The organism is Pseudomonas sp. Leaf58 (assembly GCF_003627215.1).
GTDB lineage: Bacteria > Pseudomonadota > Gammaproteobacteria > Pseudomonadales > Pseudomonadaceae > Aquipseudomonas.
The window spans coordinates 4,035,253-4,056,884 of sequence record NZ_CP032677.1 but is presented as its reverse complement, the minus strand read 5'-3'; the positions used below and the strand labels follow the sequence as shown (position 1 = coordinate 4,056,884).

At 61.6% G+C, this 21,632-nt stretch carries 28 protein-coding genes; 26 read left to right on the top strand and 2 right to left on the bottom strand.

All coding sequences use genetic code 11. From position 1 onward, the window contains the following. Window positions 1-31 precede the first annotated feature (31 nt). From DV532_RS18830 to DV532_RS18705, 26 genes are all read left to right on the top strand, one after another. Complete coding sequence (locus DV532_RS18830; protein ID WP_056804575.1) at window positions 32-1,027, top strand: major capsid protein; 996 nt, start codon at window positions 32-34, stop codon at window positions 1,025-1,027. A gap of 2 nt (window positions 1,028-1,029) precedes the next feature. Next, window positions 1,030-1,344 (top strand): hypothetical protein, encoded by a 315-nt coding sequence (locus tag DV532_RS18825; protein WP_056804578.1) that lies wholly within the window; start codon window positions 1,030-1,032, stop codon window positions 1,342-1,344. Then, a complete protein-coding gene (locus DV532_RS18820) occupies window positions 1,341-2,003 on the top strand; it encodes a hypothetical protein (RefSeq protein ID WP_056804581.1) in 663 nt (220 codons plus the stop codon). Before DV532_RS18825 ends, DV532_RS18820 begins: the two co-directional genes overlap by 4 nt. Then, window positions 1,996-2,526, top strand: a complete 531-nt coding sequence (locus DV532_RS18815; RefSeq protein ID WP_056804583.1) for a hypothetical protein — start codon at window positions 1,996-1,998, stop codon at window positions 2,524-2,526. The genes DV532_RS18820 and DV532_RS18815 overlap by 8 nt, the downstream gene beginning before the upstream one ends. Then, window positions 2,523-3,125: a phage baseplate assembly protein V gene (locus DV532_RS18810; RefSeq protein WP_056804585.1), complete on the top strand. Its 603-nt coding sequence runs from the start codon at window positions 2,523-2,525 to the stop codon at window positions 3,123-3,125. Before DV532_RS18815 ends, DV532_RS18810 begins: the two co-directional genes overlap by 4 nt. A gap of 7 nt (window positions 3,126-3,132) precedes the next feature. Next, a complete protein-coding gene (locus DV532_RS18805) occupies window positions 3,133-3,453 on the top strand; it encodes a hypothetical protein (RefSeq protein ID WP_056804588.1) in 321 nt (106 codons plus the stop codon). A 60-nt stretch (window positions 3,454-3,513) separates the two neighbouring features. Next, the gene (locus tag DV532_RS18800; RefSeq protein ID WP_056804590.1) at window positions 3,514-3,762 is read left to right on the top strand and encodes a hypothetical protein; all 249 of its coding nucleotides are present in this window, start codon (window positions 3,514-3,516) and stop codon (window positions 3,760-3,762) included. A gap of 2 nt (window positions 3,763-3,764) precedes the next feature. Then, a complete protein-coding gene (locus DV532_RS18795) occupies window positions 3,765-4,091 on the top strand; it encodes a GPW/gp25 family protein (RefSeq protein WP_056804593.1) in 327 nt (108 codons plus the stop codon). Further along, complete coding sequence (locus tag DV532_RS18790) at window positions 4,088-5,068, top strand: baseplate J/gp47 family protein (protein ID WP_056804596.1); 981 nt, start codon at window positions 4,088-4,090, stop codon at window positions 5,066-5,068. The genes DV532_RS18795 and DV532_RS18790 overlap by 4 nt, the downstream gene beginning before the upstream one ends. Next, window positions 5,065-5,787 (top strand): phage tail protein I, encoded by a 723-nt coding sequence (locus DV532_RS18785; RefSeq protein WP_056804599.1) that lies wholly within the window; start codon window positions 5,065-5,067, stop codon window positions 5,785-5,787. Before DV532_RS18790 ends, DV532_RS18785 begins: the two co-directional genes overlap by 4 nt. Next, window positions 5,784-6,650, top strand: coding sequence for a phage tail protein (locus tag DV532_RS18780; protein WP_056804601.1), 867 nt, complete (start codon window positions 5,784-5,786; stop codon window positions 6,648-6,650). The genes DV532_RS18785 and DV532_RS18780 overlap by 4 nt, the downstream gene beginning before the upstream one ends. A gap of 5 nt (window positions 6,651-6,655) precedes the next feature. Continuing rightward, complete coding sequence (locus tag DV532_RS18775) at window positions 6,656-7,396, top strand: hypothetical protein (protein ID WP_056804603.1); 741 nt, start codon at window positions 6,656-6,658, stop codon at window positions 7,394-7,396. Window positions 7,397-7,405: 9 nt separating this feature from the next. Next, window positions 7,406-7,870 carry a hypothetical protein gene (locus DV532_RS18770; protein ID WP_056804605.1) on the top strand — a complete coding sequence of 155 codons (465 nt, stop codon included), beginning with the start codon at window positions 7,406-7,408 and terminating at the stop codon, window positions 7,868-7,870. Window positions 7,871-7,936: 66 nt separating this feature from the next. Further along, the gene (locus tag DV532_RS18765; RefSeq protein ID WP_056804608.1) at window positions 7,937-8,260 is read left to right on the top strand and encodes a hypothetical protein; all 324 of its coding nucleotides are present in this window, start codon (window positions 7,937-7,939) and stop codon (window positions 8,258-8,260) included. Window positions 8,261-8,324: 64 nt separating this feature from the next. Then, window positions 8,325-9,491, top strand: a complete 1,167-nt coding sequence (locus DV532_RS18760) for a phage tail sheath family protein (RefSeq protein ID WP_056804611.1) — start codon at window positions 8,325-8,327, stop codon at window positions 9,489-9,491. Between the two features lie 12 nt (window positions 9,492-9,503). Further along, window positions 9,504-10,013, top strand: a complete 510-nt coding sequence (locus tag DV532_RS18755; RefSeq protein WP_056804614.1) for a phage major tail tube protein — start codon at window positions 9,504-9,506, stop codon at window positions 10,011-10,013. A gap of 48 nt (window positions 10,014-10,061) precedes the next feature. Next, window positions 10,062-10,358: a phage tail assembly protein gene (locus tag DV532_RS18750; RefSeq protein WP_056804617.1), complete on the top strand. Its 297-nt coding sequence runs from the start codon at window positions 10,062-10,064 to the stop codon at window positions 10,356-10,358. Between the two features lie 131 nt (window positions 10,359-10,489). Further along, window positions 10,490-14,602, top strand: a complete 4,113-nt coding sequence (locus DV532_RS18745) for a phage tail tape measure protein (protein WP_120715364.1) — start codon at window positions 10,490-10,492, stop codon at window positions 14,600-14,602. A 9-nt stretch (window positions 14,603-14,611) separates the two neighbouring features. Further along, on the top strand, window positions 14,612-15,457 hold the full coding sequence (locus DV532_RS18740; RefSeq protein WP_056804630.1) for a phage tail protein: 846 nt from the start codon (window positions 14,612-14,614) through the stop codon (window positions 15,455-15,457). Continuing rightward, the gene (locus tag DV532_RS18735; RefSeq protein ID WP_056804632.1) at window positions 15,432-15,638 is read left to right on the top strand and encodes a tail protein X; all 207 of its coding nucleotides are present in this window, start codon (window positions 15,432-15,434) and stop codon (window positions 15,636-15,638) included. The genes DV532_RS18740 and DV532_RS18735 overlap by 26 nt, the downstream gene beginning before the upstream one ends. Before the next feature lie 59 nt (window positions 15,639-15,697). Next, on the top strand, window positions 15,698-16,741 hold the full coding sequence (locus DV532_RS18730) for a phage late control D family protein (protein ID WP_056804635.1): 1,044 nt from the start codon (window positions 15,698-15,700) through the stop codon (window positions 16,739-16,741). Window positions 16,742-16,778: 37 nt separating this feature from the next. Next, window positions 16,779-17,348 (top strand): glycoside hydrolase family 19 protein, encoded by a 570-nt coding sequence (locus DV532_RS18725; RefSeq protein ID WP_056804637.1) that lies wholly within the window; start codon window positions 16,779-16,781, stop codon window positions 17,346-17,348. Then, complete coding sequence (locus tag DV532_RS18720) at window positions 17,348-17,902, top strand: lysis system i-spanin subunit Rz (RefSeq protein WP_056804639.1); 555 nt, start codon at window positions 17,348-17,350, stop codon at window positions 17,900-17,902. Before DV532_RS18725 ends, DV532_RS18720 begins: the two co-directional genes overlap by 1 nt. A 151-nt stretch (window positions 17,903-18,053) precedes the next feature. Beyond that, window positions 18,054-18,848 carry a DNA adenine methylase gene (locus DV532_RS18715; protein WP_056804643.1) on the top strand — a complete coding sequence of 265 codons (795 nt, stop codon included), beginning with the start codon at window positions 18,054-18,056 and terminating at the stop codon, window positions 18,846-18,848. A 70-nt stretch (window positions 18,849-18,918) separates the two neighbouring features. Then, window positions 18,919-19,509 (top strand): hypothetical protein, encoded by a 591-nt coding sequence (locus DV532_RS18710; RefSeq protein WP_056804646.1) that lies wholly within the window; start codon window positions 18,919-18,921, stop codon window positions 19,507-19,509. Window positions 19,510-19,702: 193 nt separating this feature from the next. Further along, window positions 19,703-20,299 (top strand): hypothetical protein, encoded by a 597-nt coding sequence (locus tag DV532_RS18705; RefSeq protein ID WP_156676000.1) that lies wholly within the window; start codon window positions 19,703-19,705, stop codon window positions 20,297-20,299. A 144-nt stretch (window positions 20,300-20,443) separates the two neighbouring features. On the opposite strand, the gene arsH is transcribed toward DV532_RS18705, so the two are convergent. Then, window positions 20,444-21,145 carry an arsenical resistance protein ArsH gene (arsH, locus tag DV532_RS18700; protein WP_056804650.1) on the bottom strand — a complete coding sequence of 234 codons (702 nt, stop codon included), beginning with the start codon at window positions 21,143-21,145 and terminating at the stop codon, window positions 20,444-20,446. A 12-nt stretch (window positions 21,146-21,157) separates the two neighbouring features. Beyond that, entirely contained in the window at window positions 21,158-21,628 is a 471-nt protein-coding gene (locus tag DV532_RS18695) for an arsenate reductase ArsC (RefSeq protein WP_056804654.1), read from the bottom strand. Between the last annotated feature and the right edge of the window lie 4 nt (window positions 21,629-21,632).

Genomic DNA, 21,632 nt, shown 5'->3' with positions numbered 1-21,632 from the left:
TGAGCGGGGTTCTTACTTTCTGGAGTACCTCATGGCTGAGATTGCCATTTTCCAAGACGACGCTTTCGGCGTTGCAGCCTTGACCGCTGCTATCAACGAGCAGGAGTACGTACCAGGGCGCCTTGCGGCTCTTGGCCTGTTCCAGGAGGAGGGTGTCGCCACCCTTACCGTGCAGATCGAGAAAGACGGTGACACGCTCGCTCTGGTGCCGGCGGGGGAGCGCGGCACCTCTGGCCTGGTGGTGGGTGGTAGCAAGCGCACGCTGATCCCGTTCAATACCGTTCACCTGCCGCAGCGCTTTGCGATCAAGGCGGACGAGATCCAGGGTATTCGCGCGTTCGGCACGCTGACGGAGCTGCAGGCCGTACAGGATGTGGTCAACAAGCGTCTGGCCAAGGCGAAACGCCAACTGGATGCCACTCACGAGTTTCATCGGATGGGGGCCATCAACGGCAAGGTGCTCGACGCAGACGGCTCTTCAGTGCTGCTGGACATCTACAAGGTTTTCGGGGTGTCGCAGCAGAAGCAGTCGATGGGACTGAATGACCCGAACGCCAACATTCAGGTGCAGTGCATGGACGCCTTGGACATGCAAGAAGATGCTCTCGGCAACGTGACCACCACCGGCGCCCGCGCTTTCTGCGGCAAGACCTTCTGGAAGAAACTCATCGCCCACTCATCGGTTGTCGATACCTACAAGGGTAGCCAGCAGGCCGCAGCGCTTCGTGGCGACGGGCGTGAAACGTTCGAGTTTGGTGGTATTAGCTGGGAGCGTTACCGGGGCAAGGTCGCGGGTGTTCCATTCGTCCCTGACGATGAAGCGCGCTTGGTGCCTGAGGGGGTTTCTGAACTGTTCCTGTCGGTTTACGCGCCGGCAGACTACATGGAAACCGTCAACACCGAAGGTCTGCCGTATTACAGCAAGCTGGAGGAAATGCCCTTCGGTAAGGGTGTTGCGGGTGAAGCTCAGTCCAACCCGTTGCACATCTGCACGCGTCCCCGTGCAGTCATCCGCCTGACCGCCTGATCATGGCCTTCCGCGACCTGATCGATGATCTGGACGAGGTGGTGTTCGATGTCCTCGGCGATCTTGCGCATATCAAAGGTCGCGAGGTTCTCGGGATGTTCTCGGCGCCGTGGCTGCAGCCCAAGCTCGGCCAGATCAATACCGGCCTGCGTGAGCCGCACCTGGTCATCCGCGTTGGTGACAACGCAGGGGTCGATACGCGGCAGAGTGTGGTGGTCGATCTGCCGCCAGAGGATGGTGGTGGCAATTACATCATCACGCGCGTAGAGCCAGGCGGCGATGGCCTGGTAACGCTCGTTCTGAGGAGAACACCATGAGTGTCGGCAGCTATCACAAGGTGTCAGCCAGTGCGGGGTTGTTAACCCTGCAGATGAGCCCGCAAGACGTCAAAGGCTTCGAGGACTTTGCCAAGCTGGTACCCAAGGCCATGGCTGCAGCTCAGCGGCGAGCGATTAACAAGACACTTCGTTGGCTTCGCGGGCAGGTTGCGCGTGAGGTGGGGCGGCAAGAGCAAATCGCCATCGCTGCGGTGAGGCAGCGGCTCAAGGCCTTCCCGATGGGCAGCAACGGGCAAGGCAAGCTGTGGTTCGGTATCCGTCCAATCGAAGCCAGTCGCGCTGGTCGTCCTCGGCAAACCCGAACCGGTGTTTCGGTGGCTGGGCGCCGGTACCAGGGGGCGTTCTATCGGCAGGTATACGGCGGCAAGCCGGATATCTGGATTCGCACTGCTAGCAAGCAATTCGATGCTGCCGACTACCCGGATAGTGAAGTCTCTGGCGGTGGTGGTCGCCGGTCCGGCTGGGTTTCAGAGAACGACAGTCGCTTCCCACTGGCGAAGGCAAAAATCTCGCTCGATGACGTTCGACCTCACTTCGAAGCCTGGACTAAACGGGCTCACGATCGGTTGAAGGTGGTCCTGGAGCAAGAGCTGAACTTTGAACTGCAGAAGTATTTGCGGAGAACAGGTAATGGTTGATGACCCAATACCTCTCGCTGGGATCTACGCGGCGATTGAACAACACATCAGTGCTGCCATCCCCGGGCTCGCCTATGTCGGCACCATGCCGGACGGGATCAAGGTCGTGCCGATGCCAGCGGTAGTGCTGGAGTTGGCTGGCCTTGAGAGTGCGGACAAGGATCCTGGTACAGGTGAAACTGCCGTCGATGCTCGCTTCGAGGCGCGTGTGATTGTTGGCGTAGAGGTGCCCAACTGCCTGCATGTGGCCGCTTTCGCTGCGGCACAGCTGGCGGTACTGCTACGGATACAGTCCTGGGGCTTAGCCGTTGAGTTTGCCCAGTTCGTAAGGGCAGAGCGGGACTGGAGCCGGCCCGAGCTGGATAGTTACGCTGTCTGGGTGGTTGAGTGGACCCAGGTGATCTATCTGGGAGAGGAAGAGTGGCCGTGGCCCCGTGAGCCCGGGCCGCTAGTGGTCGCCTTCGATCCTGACAGTGGCCCAGGCAACGAGCATCACTACCAATCACCGGAGGCCCTGGGGTGAGTTACGTGAGCGCCGAGCACGACCGGATGCTGGCCGGTGTCGTGATCAAGGGTTATGTCGTGGCGGTCGACTTGGATGCTGGCAAGCTGCGTATGTCGGACGGTACCGGCTGGAGCAGCGCCTGGGTGCGTTGGCATTCGCTGGCTGCCGGTAAGGCGCGACACTGGCGAGCACCAAGCCTGGGGGAGCAGGGCGCGCTGATCAGTCCTAGCGGCGACCCCGCTCAGGGCACTTTCATTCCCGGCCTTTACGGCAACGCCGGCGAGCGCCCGGACAACCGCGACCATGTCGAGGTGTGGCGTTTCGATGATGGCGGCTCCCTGATCTACGACTGGGCGGACAATAGCTACACCATCAAGCTGCCTACCGGCACGATCAATATCGAGGTCGGCAGTAGCAAGGCGGTATTGACCGACGACGCGATCAACGCTAAGTCCACCGCGATCAGTGCCGAAGCCGAGAGCATCACGGCCAAGGCGACCTTGATCACCCTGCAGGGCACCGTGCAGATCGATGGGCCGTTACGCGTATCGGGCGACATTCTCGGCCTCGGGAAAATCATCGACACCACCGGCAACACGCCGAACCACAAGCACTGAGGTTGATATGGCTGAACAGGACCCGCAGGCCCCGATTAATGGGACCGACCGTCACATGGTCGAAAAAATGGTTGGCTACGGCATCACCGGCTTTGCGGATCACTTCCGCATGCTGAGCTACTGGCGTCGGCTGCTGGCGGGTGAGAACGACCCGGAAGAAATCGCTCAAGGCCTGGCCATGGCGCTTATGTCTGGGCGCTACATCCCTACGCCGCGCCCGACCCGAGCCCCGGCCATCACCATCAACGTGTCGGGAAACCTCGATCCGGAGGCGCTGGCAAGTGCAATCAAATCGGCGGTTGAGCAGGCCTTTGCCGGCCATCGCTGATCCTGAAACTCAATCCATAGAGGCCCGCTTTTGCGGGTTTTGTCTTTTCTGGAGAGCCTTATGGCAGTCAAGAGAACAGCTGCGGATGACGCAGCTACGGACGCGGCCGCCTCCGCTGTTGAACCCGTCGCGTCGGCCGGCGTGGCCTTCGCCGACGGCGCCTACACCTCACGCTCGCTGTTCTTGCAGGCAGGCGACGACCTGCGCGAGTTCAAGGTGCAGGCCGGCCGCGTGACCGTCCCGGCCGACGACGCCGAGGCGCTGGCGTTCCTGGGCGGCCATGCCGACCTGCAGCGCTTGGACGGCTGACCATGATCGGCCTGGACCGGCGAACCGGCCAGCCGCTTACCGGCCTCAATCACCTGAAACAGTCGATTGAGGACATTCTGACCACCCCATTGGGCTCCCGGCGCATGCGGCCGGACTACGGCAGTAACCTGCGCCGCTTTGTCGACCTGCCGGTTAATGAAGGCTGGAAAAGCGCCGTGCAGGCCGAGGTGGCCCGCGCCTTGGGCCGCTGGGAGCCGCGCGTGCAGCTGGAGCGCGTCAAGGTGGTTTCCGTGCTCGATGGTCAGATAGGTCTGGAGCTGACAGGCCGGTACCTGGGCAATTCGACCGTCGTGGAGGTGAGTGCATGATTGACCTGTCTTTGCTGCCCCCGCCCGATGTAGTGGAAACCCTGGACTTTGAAACGCTGTATCAGGAGGTGCTAGGCATCTTTCGCAACCACATGGGCGACCAGTGGACGGCGCTGTTGGAGTCCGACCCGGTCGTCAAGCTGATGGAGGTCATGGCCTACCGCGAGCTGCTGATGCGCGCACGGGTTAATGCGGCGGCCAAGGCCAGCTTGCTGGCTTATGCCACTGGCGCGGATCTAGTTAATCGTGCGGCTGACTACGGCGTTGAGCCGCTGGTAATCAGGCCGGCCGATCCTGACGCGGTGCCGCCAGTGGATGCCATCATGGAAGACGACGAGGCGCTGCGCTACCGCACACGGCTCTCGCTTGAGGCGCTGTCCGTCGCTGGCAGCCGTGGCGCGTATGAGTATCACGCCCTAAGCGCGTCGGCCGAACTGGTCAACGTGTCGGTCGATTCGCCCCGGTTTTCCGGGGTGGCGCTCGACGCCGCGGTTAAAGCGCTGCTGCCGGCCGGGGCCATTGTGGTGATCTGTGACTATGACGCCGGCCTGGTCAACCCGCTACCCGGCGACGTGTCGCTGGCTGTCCTGCCGAGGCAGGCCAGCAGCACCCTGCCGGCGCAGCTGGTTTCCACCGTGCAGGCGGCACTGTCGGCCGAGAGCGTGCGGCCGGTCACTGACCGCCCGCGCGTGCAGGTGGGGACCCCGAGCGACTTCGAGGTGCAGGCGGTCCTGCACGTTGAGGCTGGGCCAGATCCGGCGGTCGTCAAGACGACAGCCCGGAAAGGCCTGGATGCGGCCATTGCCGAGGCGCGGCGCCTGGAGGGGCAGCTGCCGCTGTCAGCGATCTACGCGGCGTTACACGTAACGGGCATTAGCCAGGTCGACTTGGTGCACCCGGCTGCAGGCATCGTGTGTGACAAGCGGCATTACCCCAACTGCACGTCAATCGCGCTGACCACGAAGGTGGCGACGTGAGCCTGTTGCCGCATAACGCCACCCTCCTGGAGCGCTCGCTGGAGGCGGCCAGCGAGCAGGGCATTGACCCGGAAATCATCCGGGGTATTGCCGACTCGACGCGCTGCCCGCCCGACTTCCTGCCGTGGCTCGGTTGGGCCTGGAAGGTTGAGGGCTGGGAGGCGGCCAACACCAACGCCCAGCGCCGTGAGCTGGTCCGCGAGGCGATTCCTGTTCACAAGACCAAGGGCACCGTCGGCGCGATCCGGCGGGTACTCAAGGCGGTGCGGGTCAATGCGGACTTCAAGGAATGGCACCAGATCCCCAACGCGGCCCCGTACACGTTCCAGGTCACGGCCTGGGCGAACGAGAACCGCGAGGGGGAGGGCTCGATTATCTCGCCGCAGCTGGGCGCGCGTTTGCGCGCCTTGGTCGACGCGGCAAAGAACGAGCGCAGCCACTACGAATTTCGCCTGGGAGCGCGCTTTGACGGTGGTCTGTTGTTTGCCAACGCTGCCCGAGGGCGCGGCCTGCAGCGCCTGAGCATGAATGCCCAGGCGGTGCAGATCGACGTGGCGGTGCAGGGGCTGCAGTTCGCCAATGCCACCCGGTCGCTCGGCGTGTCTCGGCTGACTGTCGAGGCCTTGGGCGTTCCGATCAACGCTGAATCGGGCTTTGTGGTCGCCAGTGCGACCCGTGCCCTAGTCGTCGTGCGCTGCACGATGGAGGCTGTTCTATGAGTACCCCGTTACAACCCGTGATCACCAAGGCGGGGCTGGCGGCGATCCTGCGGGCCGATAACACCGGCATCGCGGCACAGATCACCCACATCGCCCTGGGCACCTCGGGCTACACGCCGTCCGCCGACCAGAAAAGCCTGGTTGCGCAAACGGCCAAGTACCCGATTGCCGGCGGCGAGCGCCTGAGCAGCACCTTGCTACACCTGACCGCCCTGGCCGATGGCGACCGCGCTTTTTGGGTGCGGGAAATCGGCTTTCTGCTGAGCGACGGCACCCTGTTGGCGGTGTGGTCCGATTCATCCACGCCGCTGGCCTACAAGTCGGCGGACACCGACTTGCTGCTGGCCTACGACCTGTCGCTGGCAGCCCTGCCGGCGGACAGCGTGACGATCATCAGCAACGAGGCCGGGCTGAGTCTGAGCTTGGCCGGTCCGCTGGCTGCGCAGGCACAAGCATTGATTGCCGAGCAGATGCGCGGCCTGCTGCAGCAGGATCAGCTGGACCAACAAGACCAGTGGCAGCGCGTGGCAGGGGAGCAGATTGCCCGCTTGCTGCTGCGCATGTCGGAGGTCGAGGCGCGCCAGGAAGCTGACCGCAATGGCCTCGCCAGTGCGGCTGTCGGTAATGCCTCGGCAATCATTGCCGAGCAGCTGTGCGGCCTGCAGCGGCAGGATCAACTCGACGAACTGGCGGGCAGTTCACGCAGAGCCGGCGCGGTGCTCGACAACCATTCGCAGCGCCTGCTGGCTGCCGAGCGGCGCCAAGTCGCTGACCGCGAGGACCTGCTGGTTGCTGCAGTCTGTAATGCGGCGGCGATCATCGCCCTGCAAACCCTAGTAATTCAAAACACCTTTGGAGCATAAGACGTATGAGTCTCGAATCTGATGTAGCCAACCTGGTCACGCAAACCACCAAGCTGATCGACTATTTCAACGGTAAGAAGGCCGGCATTGATTCGTCGGTCGCGGCTGCGATTGCAGCCATTCCCGAAGGCCGGAAAATCTTTTACGTCAACCAGCTGACCGGCGATGACACCGCTGACGGGCAGGCTGCGCGGCCTTTGAAGACCATCGACAAGGCGCTATCCAACACCCCGGTTGGTGGCCTTTGCATCGTTCGACTGCAAGGCGATTACCGGATGGGGGTCAACATCACCGTTGACTCTCGTGTGCTTTCGATCTTCAGCGACACCACGGGGGTGAAGCGAAAGATTTCCCCGGCGTATTACATGATCACTGACGGCTCGGCGCACTACTTGTCCGGCATCGTTCTGGCGAACGGCGCCCAGGTGCTGCTCAGCGATGTCACGGTCGATCTGCCGAGCCCGGCCGGCCTCGTGCCGGCGCCGACCGGTTTCGTGAATGCCTTCTTCAAGAGTACTTCTAACGGGGGCTCGGTGCTCCTGGCGGTGAAAGTGTCGTCGTGTGAGTTCACGTCTGCCCCAGATGGGACGGCGTTCATTGTCGGCGCACCGAACAGCGCCGTTGTCTTCGAGGTGCTCGGGACCTCGTTCCCTGCGTCGTTCGGCGGACGTTACATCAACGGGATTCCCGCCGGCACTTCGCCAAAAGATATCTCCAACATCATGACCAACCAGACCGTTCTCTAAGGGGCGCATATGCAAACTCAAAACCTGAACATCGAATTTGGCGGTCGCACTTACGCCGGTTTCAGCTTCGACAGCCTGCCCCTGGACGCCGCGCTGCTGGCGGCGGCCCTGCAGGTCGATCAGGCGGCCGATCAGGCGCGTAGCTCGGTCCTGGGTGATCCGCTGCGGGCTGTGGAGTATCGGATGACGGCGGATGAGGCCGAGAGCTTCGCGGCGGCAGGCTATGCCGGCGAGGTGCCGGGAACTGTACAGGCCTGGATGGATGCGGCGGGCCTCGACGCGCAGGCGGCGACCGAGAGCATTCTGCATGAGTCCCGCGCCTGGGAATCTGCGATTTACGCCATCCGCGCGGCGCGCCTGAAAGGCAAGCAGGACGTGCTCAAGGCCACCAGTCACGAGCAGGCCGAGGCCCTGGCAGACGTGGCGATTGCCGCCATCAAGGCGCGTATTCAGGGCGTCGGCAACGCCGCCTAACCCGATCTGTCACCCCGTAAACCCCAAGGGCCGCTAAGCGGCTTTTTTTGTGCCTGGAGGGCATGCATGAATCGAACCCACCTCGAGCACGTGCTGGCGGCGCTGCTGATCATGGGCGCCCTGTGGGGCGTCCTGGCCTGGCTTGGCATACCCGCTAGCCATTGGGCCGGCGCCGCTGCCGGCATCTTCTTTTTCGCCGGCCGCGAGTACACGCAGGGCGAGCGCAACCTGGCGCACGTCGAGTCGGTGCACCTGGCCAACCTGCGCTGGTACGACGGTCTGCGCATCTGGCGATGGACCGTAGACGGTCGTCTCGACTTCTTCTGTCCGCTGGTGGCCTGCCTGGTCGTGGCGCTGCTGGTCCAAGTGCTGCAGATCCTGCAGCCCTGACCGTTTTCCTTTTCCCACCCCTCGGGCCGCGCATGACGCGGCCCTGTGCTTTCTGGAGTCTCAAATGGCTGGATTCTTCCACGGCGTTACCGTAACGAACGTCGACACCGGCGCGCGCAATGTCTCGCTGCCGTCCTCCTCGATTATCGGCCTGGTCGACACCTTCACCGAGGGCGCTGGCGCCACGGCCAAAGCTGGCGACCTGGTGCTGCTCACCAACGAGCGAGAGGCCGTCGCGGCATTCGGTGCCACTGCCGCCATCACCAAGGCTTCCCAGGCCATCTTTGCACGCTCCAAGGCGGTGATCGTCGCCACCGGCGTTGCCAAGGTCGTTGACCCGGCGGCGCAGACTTCCGGGATCATTGGCGGTGTGCTGGCCAGCGGCAAGCGTACCGGCCTGCAGGCGCTGCTGGACGGTAAGAGCCGTTTCAACGCGCAGCCGCGCTTGATCGTCGCGCCGAAGCACAGTGCGACCCAGGCGGTAGCCACCGCCATGCAGTCGATTGCGGAAAAACTGCGCGCGGTCGCCATCATCGACGGCCCCGGCACCACTGACGAGGCGGCCACCACCTACGCCAAGTCGTTCGGCTCCAAGCGCCTGTACATGGTCGACCCCGGCGTACAGCTGTGGGACACCACCAGCAACGGGACCGTCGACGCGCCGGCCTCGGCCTGGGCTGCAGGCGTGTTTGCCTACACCGACAGCGAATACGGCTTCTGGTCGTCGCCATCGAACAAGGAGTTTGTCGGCATCACCGGCACCACCCGCGCTATCGAGTACCTGGATGGCGACGAAACGTGCCGGGCCAACCTGCTCAACAACGCCAATATCGCGACCATCATCCGCGACGACGGTTTCCGCTTGTGGGGCAACCGCACGCTGTCGAGCGATCCGAAATGGGCCTTTGTCACCCGCGTGCGGACCATGGACATGGTCATGGACGCGATCCTGTACGGCCACAAGTGGGCGGTCGACCGTGGCATTACCTCGACCTACATCCGCGACGTAACCGAGGGCCTGCAGGCCTTCATGCGCGACCTGAAAGCCCAGGGCGCAATTATCAACTTCGAGGTCTACGCCGACCCGGTGCTGAACACGGCCAGCCAGCTGGAGCAGGGCAAGGTGTATTGGAACATCCGCTTCACCGACGTTCCGCCGGCAGAAAACCCGAATTTCCGCATCGAAGTCACCAATCAGTGGCTGACCGAAGTCCTCGATCAAGTCGCGTAAGGAGCGCATCACATGGCAATGATTCCCGAAACCCTGGCCAACCTGAACCTGTTCGTGGACGGCGTCAGCTTCCAGGGCGATGTACCCAGCCTGACCCTGCCCAAGCTCACCCTCAAAACCGAGGAACACCGCGCCGGCGGCATGGACATGGCAATCGAGCTGGACATGGGTATGGAGAAGATGGAGTCCAACTTCACCACCACCGGCGTGCGCAAAGAGTCGCTGAAGTTCTTCGGCCTGGCCGACGGTAACGCCTTTAACGGCACGTTCCGGGGCTCCTACAAGGGCCAGAAGGGCGAAACCAAGGCGGTGATCGTCACCCTGCGCGGCACCCTGAAAGAGATCGACATGGGCGACTGGAAGGCCGGCGACAAGGCTGAGCTTAAGCACAGCGTTGCCACGACTTACTACAAGCTGGAAGTCGGCGGCGAAACCATCTACGAGATTGATCCGATCGGCATGAAGCGCGTCATCAATGGCGTCGACCAATTGGCCAGTCAGCGCCGCGACCTCGGCCTGTAACCCCTTCCAATCCTTTCATCTCCCTTTTCGATTCAAGGAAACCCGACCATGGCCAAGCCACTGCCGAAGTTCATCAAGCTCGATGCTGACCGCGTCACCGTAACGCTGACCAGCCCGGCCGAGCTCAACGGGGTCCAGCAGGACACCATCACCCTGCGCGCGCCGACAGTGCGCGATATCCGCAACTCCACCAAGACCTCCGACGGCGACGACGAACAGCGCGAGCTGAACCTGTTCGCCTCCCTGGCCGAGGTTCACGTCAAAGACCTCGAGGGTCTCAAGTACAAGGATTACAACCGCCTGGCCACTGGGTACAACTTTTTGGTGCGAGACGACGAGCTTTAATCCGGCCACGCAGAAGCAGGCTGCCAAGCGACTTGCGGCCGAGTTGAATTTCTCCGCCGCAGAGATCCTGACCATGTCCTACGCGGACATGGTTTGGTGGCTTACGGATTGAGCTTGCATAGGGGGCACCGATGGCAAGCAGGCTAGCGTTATCGCTGGTGATCGGGGGTGCCGTCGCCTCATCGGTAGGCGCTGCATTCAAGACGGTCGAGAACGGCATCCAGAAGCTGGAAGCCAAAGGCAACAAGGCCAAGGTGCTGAAAAGCACCATTGGCGAAACCATCAAGCTACGCGATGAGTGGAAGCGTGCACATGACAGCGGTGCTGCCGGTGCCGACAAACTCCAACGTAAGCTGGACAGCAATCTGGATACATTGCGCAAGCAAGGTGTCGAGGTTGGCCGCCTCAGTCGTGAGTATCAGCGCCTGGGGCGTGAGGCCAAAGCCGCCGACCTGCAGCTAAAGGGTCACCAACAGCTGCAGGCGGGCAAGTCTTCGCTGAAGTCGAACATTGGCCAGGCTGTGGTCGCTACAGGCGCCGCCGCCGTGCCGACGATGATCAGCGCGAACTATCAGGCGATCATCCGTGACATTGCGATCAAGGCCGATATCGTCAACAAGCCGCAAGAGCAGCAGCTGACCCGGACGGTGATCGACACGGCCGCCGACACCGGGATGGCGCGCAATGACGTGGCCGACCTGGTCAACCAGCTGGTCGGCGCCGGCATGGAGCTGGACAAGGCGCTGTCGTATGCGCCGGTCGCGGCCAAGTTCGCCATTGGTCAAGGCGCCTCGGGCGTCGACACGGCGTCGATGATCCAGGCGCTGCAGCAAAACGCCAAGATCAGCGACCCGAAGGTCATGCAGCAGGCTCTGGAGGCGATCGCCTACCAGGGCCAGGCGGGTAGCTTCGAGGCCAGTGACATGGCCAAGTGGTTCCCGCAGCTGCTGGCCGGCATGGAGAAAAACGGGATCACCGGGCTCGACGCGGTGACCTCGTTGGGCTCCATGTTGCAAGTGCAGATGAAGACTGCCGGCAGTTCGGACGAAGCGGCGAACAACTTCAAGAACTGGATGGAGAAGATCGGTTCCAGCGACGTGGTCAAGGCCTACAAGGACGCTGGCATTGATTATCAGGGCTCGCTCAACACCGGCCTGCAGAAGGGCATGAACGTCATTGAGGCGTCCATGGCCCTGGCCATGAAGTACGTCGAGGCGACCGATCCGGCGAAGGCCAAGCAGATCGAGGCGGCCAAGGCCAATATCGACAAGGAGGCCGACCCGGAGAAGGCCAGGGCGGCGCTGGAGGCCCTGGAGAAGACACTGCGCACCGGCGATATCTTCGCCGACATGCAGGTCAAGGCGGCGCTCACTGCCTATGGGCAGAACAGGGGCTTGTATGAGGAACTCAAGGCCGACTCGCAGAAGGCTTCGGGCATCCTCGACAAAAACCTGGCCGAGCGCCGTGAAACCTCGGCGCAGCAGTGGGCCGAGACGGTCCAGGCGGCTGACGACGCAATGCGCAGCATTGGCGACGCTATCCGTCCGGCAACTGATATGGCGGCGAAAGGCCTGACAGCGGTCGCCCGTGGCATTACCTCGCTGTCTGACAGCTTCCCGGCTGTCGTCGCGGGCATTACTGGCACCGTGGCGGCCATCCTTGCACTCAAGACTGCGTCCAGCGCGTTCAAGATCGGGCGTGGTGTGGTGAACCTCGCGCGAGGTCGAGGCCTGGAGAGCATGGCGGGCCGGGCGGGGCGTGGCGATCGTACGCCCATTGAGCTGCCTAAGACGGGCAGCAAAGTGGTCGATACCGGCCTTGACCTGCTGGGTAAGGTGTTTGGTGCAACGCCGGCGGATGCGGCGCCTGCGAACGACCCGCTAGCAGGCAGGGATGACACGCAGCGAGTGTTCGTGGTCAATACCGATGCATTCAGCGGGATCGGCAGTAGCGTCACAAACAGCGCGCCCGCAGCACCTGCCCGGGGGAGTCGTAGAAGCCGGCGTCGGGCTCGCAGACGAGAGGCAAGGCAAGCGCCCCCAGCCCGGCCCGGGGTGAAAGTTGAGGCACCCAAGCCGCCACCGGTGAAGCCAGCTGTTCCTGCTGCTGCGCCGAAGATGGTGACCGGGGTTGAAGAGTTGGGCAGGGTGGCTCGCTCAGTGCGTGGCGTTACGCGTCTTGCCAAGCGACTGCCTGGTGGGAATGTGGTGGACGCCGGTGCCGCTGCGATCGATGTCGCGATGAATGCCAGTTCTCAAGATGAGAAGGCAGAGGGGTACGGAGGTGCAGCTGGCAGCCTTGCGGGAACACTCGCAGGCGCGGCTGCTGGAGCGGCCATTGGATCGGTGGTACCGGTCATAGGTACTGCAGTAGGCGGCGCCGTCGGTGCTGTACTGGGTGGCATGGGTGGCGAGTCGCTCGGCGGGTGGCTGGGCAAGCGCTGGTTTGGTGATGAACAACCCGAGCCCGAGGCCATGGCGAAGTCGGAAAGTCCGCCAGCGCCGGGGGAGGCGGTACGTGTAACCCTGACGCCGGCACAGAAGGACAAGCCAACTCCCAAAGTTGATACCTCGGCCCCGTTACCAGCAGCGGCAAAGGCTGCTGTCGTAGCGCCGATAGTGATCGACAACCGTGAGCCTGCCACCCAGTCAGTGCCGGCGGCGCCGGTACCGGCACTAGGTAACACGGTGCGCAATGTGCCAGCCTCGGTGCCAGCCGAGCCTGAGGTGTCCTATGACCCGCTCGACCCGGCGTCTACAGATCCGTACCTGGTGCCCGCGCTGACGGCCAACAAGGTCCGTTTCCCAGGTGCGCCGCTGGTGCGGCCACCGGTGCAGCCCGAACCTCAACCTGAGGCCGAGCCGATCGAGCAGGAACCGCCGGCGAAGTTGGGTAATACGTTGCGGGCCGTGACCGTTTCGGCTCCAGCACAACCTGCGCCAGTTACCGAGCTCGAACCGACGCCGGCGCTGCAGGAGCTGCCGAGGTTTGGCGACACGGTGCGAGCCGTAGCCACCCCGACCCCGGCTGAGCCTGAAGTGTCGTATGACCCGCTCGACCCAGCGTCCAAAGATCCGTACCTGGTGCCCGCGCTGACGGCCAGCAAGGTGCGTTTCCCTGGTGCGCCGCTTGTACGGCCGCCGACGCAACCGGCGCCTCAAACCGAAGCCGTACCGATCGTGCAGGAGCCGCCAGCGAAACTGGGTAAGACGGTGCGAGCCGTGGCCGTTTCGGCTCCGGTGCAGCCTGAGCCAGCAGTCGAACCTGAACCGGCACCGGCGCAGCAGGAACTGCCGAGGTTGGGCGACACGGTAAAAACCGTGGCCACTCCGACCCCGGCTGAGCCTGAAGTGTCGTATGACCCGCTCGACCCGGCGTCCAAGGACCCGTACCTGGTACCGGCATTGACGGCAAACAAGGTGCGCTTCCCAGGTGCGCCGCTGGTGCGGCCGCCGGCGCAACCTGACCCTGTGCCTGAACCTGTGCTGCAGGAAGCACCGAAGTTGGGGAGCGCAGTGCGAGCCGTGGCTACACCGGCGCCGACCGAGCCTGCGGTGTCGTATGACCCGCGCGACCCCGAGTCCAAGGATCCGTACCTGTTGCCGGCGTTGACGGCCAACAAGGTGCGCTTCCCTGGTGCGCCGCTGGTGCTGCCGGCGGCGCCACCTGACCCTGTGCCTGAACCTGTGCTGCAGGAAGCACCGAAGCTGGGGAGTGCAGTGCGAGCCGTGGCTACACCGGCGCCGACCGAGCCTGCGGTGTCGTATGACCCGCGCGATCCGGAGTCCAAGGACCCGTACCTGTTGCCGGCTTTGACAGCCAACAAGGTGCGATTCCCGGGTGCAGGCCTGGCGCCGGTGCCTGTGGTGATCGACAGCCGCGAGCGTAGGCCTGTCGCAGAAGGTGTTTCACCGCCAGCTGTCCCCCAGTTGGCAGCCTTGCCGGCCGGTTTCGGTGAAGTGGTGCGTGACATGGTGGCCCAGTTGGCACCGGTGCCACCTCGGATGCCCGAACTGGCTCAGCCAGCTAAAGCGGCTGCGCCTGTGAGGGTATCGGCGCCGAAGGTGGATCAGGCGTTTTCGTTCTCACCCAACATCAGGATCGATGTGCACGGCGATGTGAAAGACCCGTCGCAGGTCGTCCGTGAAATCGAGTCACCGCTGCGTCGGCTGTTTGAGGCATGGCAGCGCGAAGCATCGGCGCGTATGGCTTCGGCTCAACTGTTCGACCAACCGCATGTTTAAGGAGGGCCTATGGCCTACATGGAGCAACTGGAGTCTTCCCTGTCCGGGCTAGTTTCTGCGGGGGAGGCCGGGCGCAAGGGAGTGGACGGCATGCTGTCCCCACTCAATAGCGCGGTCGGCAGCATCACGGGGGCTGCGGCGGAGCTGGAAAGCATTCCGTTCGTGGGGCCTGAGGCCGGCGCGAAGCTTGGCCGGATCGTGCGCAGTATCAACGTGGCTCAGTCTCAGGTGGGGCAGGTGGCGTCGATGTATAGCCGAGCAGTGACCGGCGCCACTCAGGTGCAGGAGCGGCTCGGCACGTTCAAGCAGATGGCAGCGAAGGTCACTGCTCAGGCCGGCCGGGTGGCGGGGTTGGTTAGCCCGTCGCTGTCCAACGTGCTGCCTACCGGCGGCCTGTTGGGGTCGGCCACTCCGCTACCTGAGGCGGTCGCGCCTTACCCGCACCTGCTGATCATCCAGCCACACGATCCGAAAAAGCAGCCGTATTACTTCAACCTGGGCACGGCCGCCTTTGACGAGCTGCGTCGTCAGACGTCGTTCCGTTGGGCTGGTCAAGAGCGTCTGCGTCGAAGCGTGGCCCAGCAGGCAGTGGGGTTGGGTGAGGAAAAGATCACGCTCAAGGGTGCGATCTTCCCGCCCCACAAGGGCGGCATCAAGCAACTGAGCGTGCTGCGTAGCATCGGTCGCAACCTGCAGGCATTGAAGCTTGTTACGGGTTACGGCGAGGTGCTGGGCGATTGGTGCCTGGTCAGTATCGAAGAGGAGCAAAGCCACCTGCTGGCAGGTGGCATCCCCCGTAAACAGGGCTTCAACCTGGAGTTTGTGAGCTATGGCAACGACCTGCAGAACGTCTGACGGGGATCTGCTCGATGTGATCTGTCAGCACCATTACGGAAATCTCAATGGCACGGTCGAGGCAGTACTCGATGCCAACCCGGATCTAGCCAGGGAGGCACAGCCGTACCGCGCCGGCCTGCTGATATTGCTGCCCGACCTGTCGGCGCCGGCGGTCGAGCTGCTGCAGCTGTTCGACTGACCCGGTGTTACTCAAACGAAGCCCCGCCCAGTGCGGGGTTTCTTGTATCTGGAGTCTGCATGAAACCAACGTATCGAATCATCGCGGACCGCAAGGACATTACCGCGCTGATCAATGACCGCCTTCTGCTGCTGCGGATCTCGGACAAGCCTGCCATGGAGTCGGACGAATTTGAGCTGCGCATTGACGACCGCGACCAGGTAGTGGCGCTGCCAGCGCGGGGAGGGGTGGTGGAGGTCCTGCTGGGTTACGATGGCCAGCCACTTAAACGCATGGGCGCCTACACCGTGGACGAGGTGCAGTTATCCGGTCCGCCTGATGAGCTGACCATTCGCGGCAAGGCCAGCGACATGCGCGGCAGCGGTAAGACCATCCGAAGCGGCAGTTGGGAGGGTGTGCCGCTGGCCGAGATCGTCACTGAAATTGCCAAGCGCAACGGCTGGGAGGTGGTTTGCCCGGTCACGACGAAGGTCGAGCGGATCGATCAGCGCAACGAGTCGGACTTCAACTTCGTCACGCGCCTGGCGCGGCAGTACGACAGCACGGCCAAGGTTGCCCAGGGCAAGCTGCTGGTGATGCCCCGGCAGGGTGGGAAGAGCACTTCGGGCAAGTCACTGCAGGTCATCACTGTCAACAAGACGGACGTGTCCCGCTATCAGTTCCGGCTGAGCGACCGCAGCACGCAGAAGGCAGTGAAAACGCAGCACCAGGATCAGAAGACCGGCGCTTTGAAGGTGGTCCATCTCGACAACGAAGAATCGCCAGACGGCCTGCCCCCAGTTCACACCGACCGCCATATCTACCCCAACGAGACTGCAGCCAGACAGGCCGCCAAGGCGCGGCTGGCTGCTTTTAACCGCAGCACCGCCGGCGTGCGCCTAGAGATGGCGGGCCGGCACGACCTGTTCGCCGAGTGCTCGGTGAATGCCCAGGGCTTCAAGGTCGGGCTCGATGGCGAGTACCTGGTGGAAAGCGTGGAGCAAGTGTTCACGGCCAGCGGCTGGACCACGACCGTGGAGTGCAACGGCGGCAAGAAGGGTAAGGCCAAGGCCTCTGGCAAGAAAAAGAAAGACGACAAGCCGCTTAAGGTTGAGCAGCTCTAACCCCAATGGCCATATATGGCCGTCACTGGAGAGACCAATGGCTATCTCAGTTCAACAGCTGCAACAGATCCTCCCCAACGCCGGCCGCAAAGCCGGCGTTTTTGTTCCCGGCCTCAACGCAACAATGGGCAAGTTCTCGATCATCACTCCTCGGCGTATGGCTGCGTTCCTTGCACAAGTTGGCCATGAGTCTGGGCAGCTGCTGTATGTGCGCGAGCTCGGTAACGATGCCTACCTGGCCAAGTACGACACCGGGCGACTGGCGGAGCGCCTCGGCAACACTCCGGCGGCTGACGGGGATGGTCAGCGGTACCGTGGCCGTGGGCTCATTCAGATCACCGGCCGCGACAACTATGAGGCCTGCAGCGAGGCGCTGTTCGGTGACAGTCGCTTGCTCAACACCCCCGACCTTCTCGAGCAGCCGGTCTACGCCTCGCTGTCGGCCGGCTGGTACTGGCAGCGGGCGGGGCTCAATAGCCTCGCGGACAAGGTGCTGCAGGCCGATGACTCGGTGTTTGAGCTGATCACCCGCCGTATCAATGGTGGCCTGAATGGTTTGAAGGATCGCCAGGCGCTCTACAAGCGTGCGCTCGAGGTGCTGGAGTAATGCCGATGAATTGGCGTATCGCACTTCTGGCCGTGGCGGTCGGGCTCTATGCCGGCGGGCGTGGAGCCTGGGTGTGGCAGGCCAGCGAGTACGGAAAGCAGCTGGCTGAGCAGGCTACAGGTTATGTCCAGCAGCTTGCAGACAAGGACCGGATCTATGGTCGCGAACGCGAGGAGGCTGCAGCTGCGGCCCTGAAGCAGTTGGCAGAGCAGAAAAGTCAGCGACAAGCCCTGGAAGATCGCCTGGAGGAGCAGGGCAAAACACATTGGAAGGAAATGAACGATGCACAACAGACTCAAGATCGCCTGCGTGACAGGCTGGCTACTGCTGACTTGCGGCTGTCAGTCCTTGTCGACGCCGGAACCTTTGCCGCCCCGGGTTGTGCCGGTGGGGTGCGAGAAGCCGCCGGCACCGGAGGCGTGGTTCATGGAGCCGTTCGCGCCCGACTTGACCCAGCGCATGCTCAAAGAATTATCGGCATCACCGACACCGGTGATCGAGGGATGATCGCACTGCAGGCCTGCCAGGCCTACGTCCGCGAAGTCACCAAATGAAAAGAGGCGAGCCGGGTAGATGCGCCAACATCCAGCCCGGCCCGCCGAACCCGCAGACCCTTCCTGCAAGTCCAGCCGCAGCCTCTGCCTTGTGCACAAAGCGCGGCGAGCCTAACACCTGTTTATCCATACAGTAAAGACTTGCATACCTATGACCTCACCAATTATTCCCTGGATGGGTGGCAAACGCCGCCTGGCCGACCGCTTGATCCCTCTCTTTCCCCCTCATGAGTGCTATGTCGAAGTCTTCGCTGGCGGTGCCGCGTTGTTCTTCATGCGTCCCCAGCCCGCCCCGGTGGAGGTGCTGAACGATCTAAACGGTGACCTGGTCATCCTCTACCGCGTTGTCCAGAACCACCTTGAGGAGTTCGTGCGCCAGTTCAAATGGGCGCTGAGCTCCCGGCAGATTTTCGAGTGGCAGAAGATGACGCGCCCCGAGACACTCACAGACATCCAGCGCGCCGCCCGGTTCTTCTACCTGCAACAGCATGCCTTCGGAGGCAAGGTCACTGGGCAGACGTTCGGTACCGCGACCACCGGGCCGGCCATCAACCTGTTGCGCATCGAAGAGAATCTGTCCGCCGCGTGGCAGCGTCTCGCGGGTACCTACGTCGAGCACCTGTCATGGCTCGACTGTGCCGAGCGCTACGATCGGGCGCATACGTTCTTCTACATGGACCCGCCATACTGGCAGACTGCCGGTTATGGGGTGGATTTCCCGTTCCAGCAATACGAGCGCATGGCTGATTTCATGCGGCGCTGTAAGGGCAGGGTGATGGTCAGCATCAACGACCACCCAGACATTCGCCGAGCGTTCGATGGTTTCCACTTTGAGTGCCTGGATATCCGCTATAGCAACACGAACCAGCGCCAAGGTAAGGCGGATGTGACCGGCGAACTTGTGATAATGAATTGGGAACCAGAATCGCTGGGCGGCTTATTCTGAATTATTATGACCTGTGATCGAGTCAATTTTCGATCGCAGGCTTTTTTCCAAGGGCGGGTGGAGAAAATAAATGCACTTTGATTGGCGGGAGTTCTTGTGTTCGGTTTGGGATGTCATTTCCAGTAACGGAATGCCGGCGTGGGTGCAGGCGATAGGATCGCTCGTAGCGTTAGTCGTCGCCTTTCGAGTGTCGCGGCTTTCTGTTGAGCATGCTGGATTGCTCAAGCAGAAGACCACTTTTTCTATTGCGGAGGCCGCACGCGAGTACGCGAACAAAATTCGCGCAGCTATCGAGGATATTGATGATGACCCCGGAAGCAATGTCAGTCTCTATGGTGTGTACCACAGGGACGTCACATCTGGTCTAGTCAGGGCCCTTCAAGGCGTCCCCATGCATGAGCTCGCTTCGGGGAAGCAGGTGGAGGCAATATTGGGGCTGGCCAATCAGCTTGTTTTTATGGGGAATGCGACTGACAAACTCCTTGGCCCCCCGTTAATGCAGCCTGAGGTTTTAAAGGCGCTTGAGAGTGTGGGTGATGATCATGAGCAGCGGCGGAGGATCTCACATATTGCATTAAATGTTCTGAAGGCAAATGCTCTGAATCATTTGGATAAAATCGACGAGTACTATTTTTCGCTAAAAAGCACTTTTGATAATTGAACTGTTTTTCAGTTTTTCAGACGCTTTAGATCAAAGTTAAGCCGTTGGAGGTAAGCCCGGACGCTGAACTGAGATCGGTGATCTTTCAGTCCAACAGCTAGGGGAATGTTGCGCGATCGAATATTGCTCAATCGACTAGTGAGTTCAATGCAAACTGCGAATTCCAGGTGAAGTGCGCATGTGGAAAATGAAGATGTCCGACAGTATGAGGGTAGCAACGGCGTGGGCGCTGTGGGGATTCTTGGCCATTGGTGTCCTTGGCTGGACGTTGTCTATAGTGATGGAGTATGTAGGTTTCCCTGGGGATCCAAAGGCGGACACAGCTCCATGGGTCGCTATTCTTATATCTCTTTTTGCACTAACTGCTACCTTCTGGCAGGCCCACCTATCACGTGTTCACAATAAGCTGAGTGTGCGACCACATCTGGCGGGTCATAGCTCATACACCGATGAAGGGATTTACAAATTTGAGTTGCGCAACGTTGGGCTTGGTCCAGCGATAATTACTGGGGCCAGGGTATATCGCAGCGGTATTTTTGTAGAGGGGGAAGGACCCCCTCTAATTATTAAGGTGTTTCAAGGAATTCCAGATTGTGAGTTGTTGGGGCACGAGTTCTTCTACCTTGACTACGTACTCCCAGCCGGAGACTCAGTGGAGATTTGCTGTGTAAAATACAATAAAGATATCTCAGATTTCGACACCTTTTTGGCTGGTCACGTCACGCTTGAGCTAGATTACAAGTCGGCGTATGAAGAGCTATTTCCGATGTTCTCGACACGCAAGGCGTAGTGGTATGCGCAATCCATTAGTACTGTAGAGTGGCGCTCAAATCCCCGATGTTTTTATGGGTGAGCGCCTTCTTTATGTCTGCTACCAGTAGGGATTGGAGGAGATGTCCGCTTCAGACCCAAAGCGGATATCCCCTGCGTTGGCTTAGATCGAGCGCTGGTTCATACGGTTTGTTAACTGCTCAGCGCTTTCCTTGCGCTCCGAATAGCGGTCTACCAGAAATTCCTGACGGTCGCGCAGCAGGACGGTGAACTTCACCAGTTCCTCCATTACATCCACCAAACGATCGTAGTACGGCGAGAGTTTCATCCGGCCAGTGTCGTCGAACTCTAGGTAGGCCTTGGGCACCGAAGATTGATTCGGGATGGTGAACATCCGCATCCAGCGGCCGAGCACGCGGAGTTGGTTGACCACGTTGAACGACTGCGAACCGCCGCACACCTGCATGACCGCAAGGGTCTTGCCTTGGGTGGGGCGAACCGCTCCCAGTGCCAGGGGGATCCAGTCGATCTGAGCCTTGAAAACTGCAGACATCGCACCGTGGCGCTCTGGCGAGCACCAGACCTGGCCTTCTGACCACTGCACCAGATCACGCAGTTCCTGCACCTTAGGGTGCTCGACAGGTACATCGTCAGGCAGCGGCAGGCCTGACGGATTGAACACCCGCGTCTCGGCACCAAAGTGCTCCAGCAGGCGGGCGCCTTCTTCCACCAGCAAGCGACTGAATGAGCGTTCGCGATTCGATCCATACAGCAGCAGGATGCGCGGTTTGTGCGTGCTGGAGCGGGCTGCCGGTGGCGGTACATCGAACAGCGCGAGGTCGAGATTGGGCAGATGTTCGGACATGTTTCCTCCGGCTCAAATCGTACCGATACGATCTAGCTCATGCTTGAGCTGCTCACGGTCGAGGTTGTTGAAGGGCAGTGCGAAGAAGGCTTTGCAGCGAGACTCGATGCGAGCTAGCGTGGCGCGGAACGCAGCGTCGACCGACGACTCGTCCCCCACGACATCGGACGGATCCTCCAGCCCCCAATGCGACTTCAGTGCTGGGCCGAAATATACCGGGCAAGCTTCGCCAGCAGCGTTGTCGCAAACGGTAATGACGATGTCAGGAGGACAATCCTCGAACGCGTCATTCCCCTTGCTGCTCAGCCCATGAATTGAGATCCCGGCATGTTGCAAGGTGGTCAGACTGCGAGGCAACACTTGGCCTTTCGGAAAACTGCCGGAACTGACTGCTTTAAATCCGTGAGGCGCCAAGTGATTAAACATGGCTTCGGAAAGGATGCTGCGGCAGCTGTTAGCCGTGCACATGAACAGGACTCGCATGGGG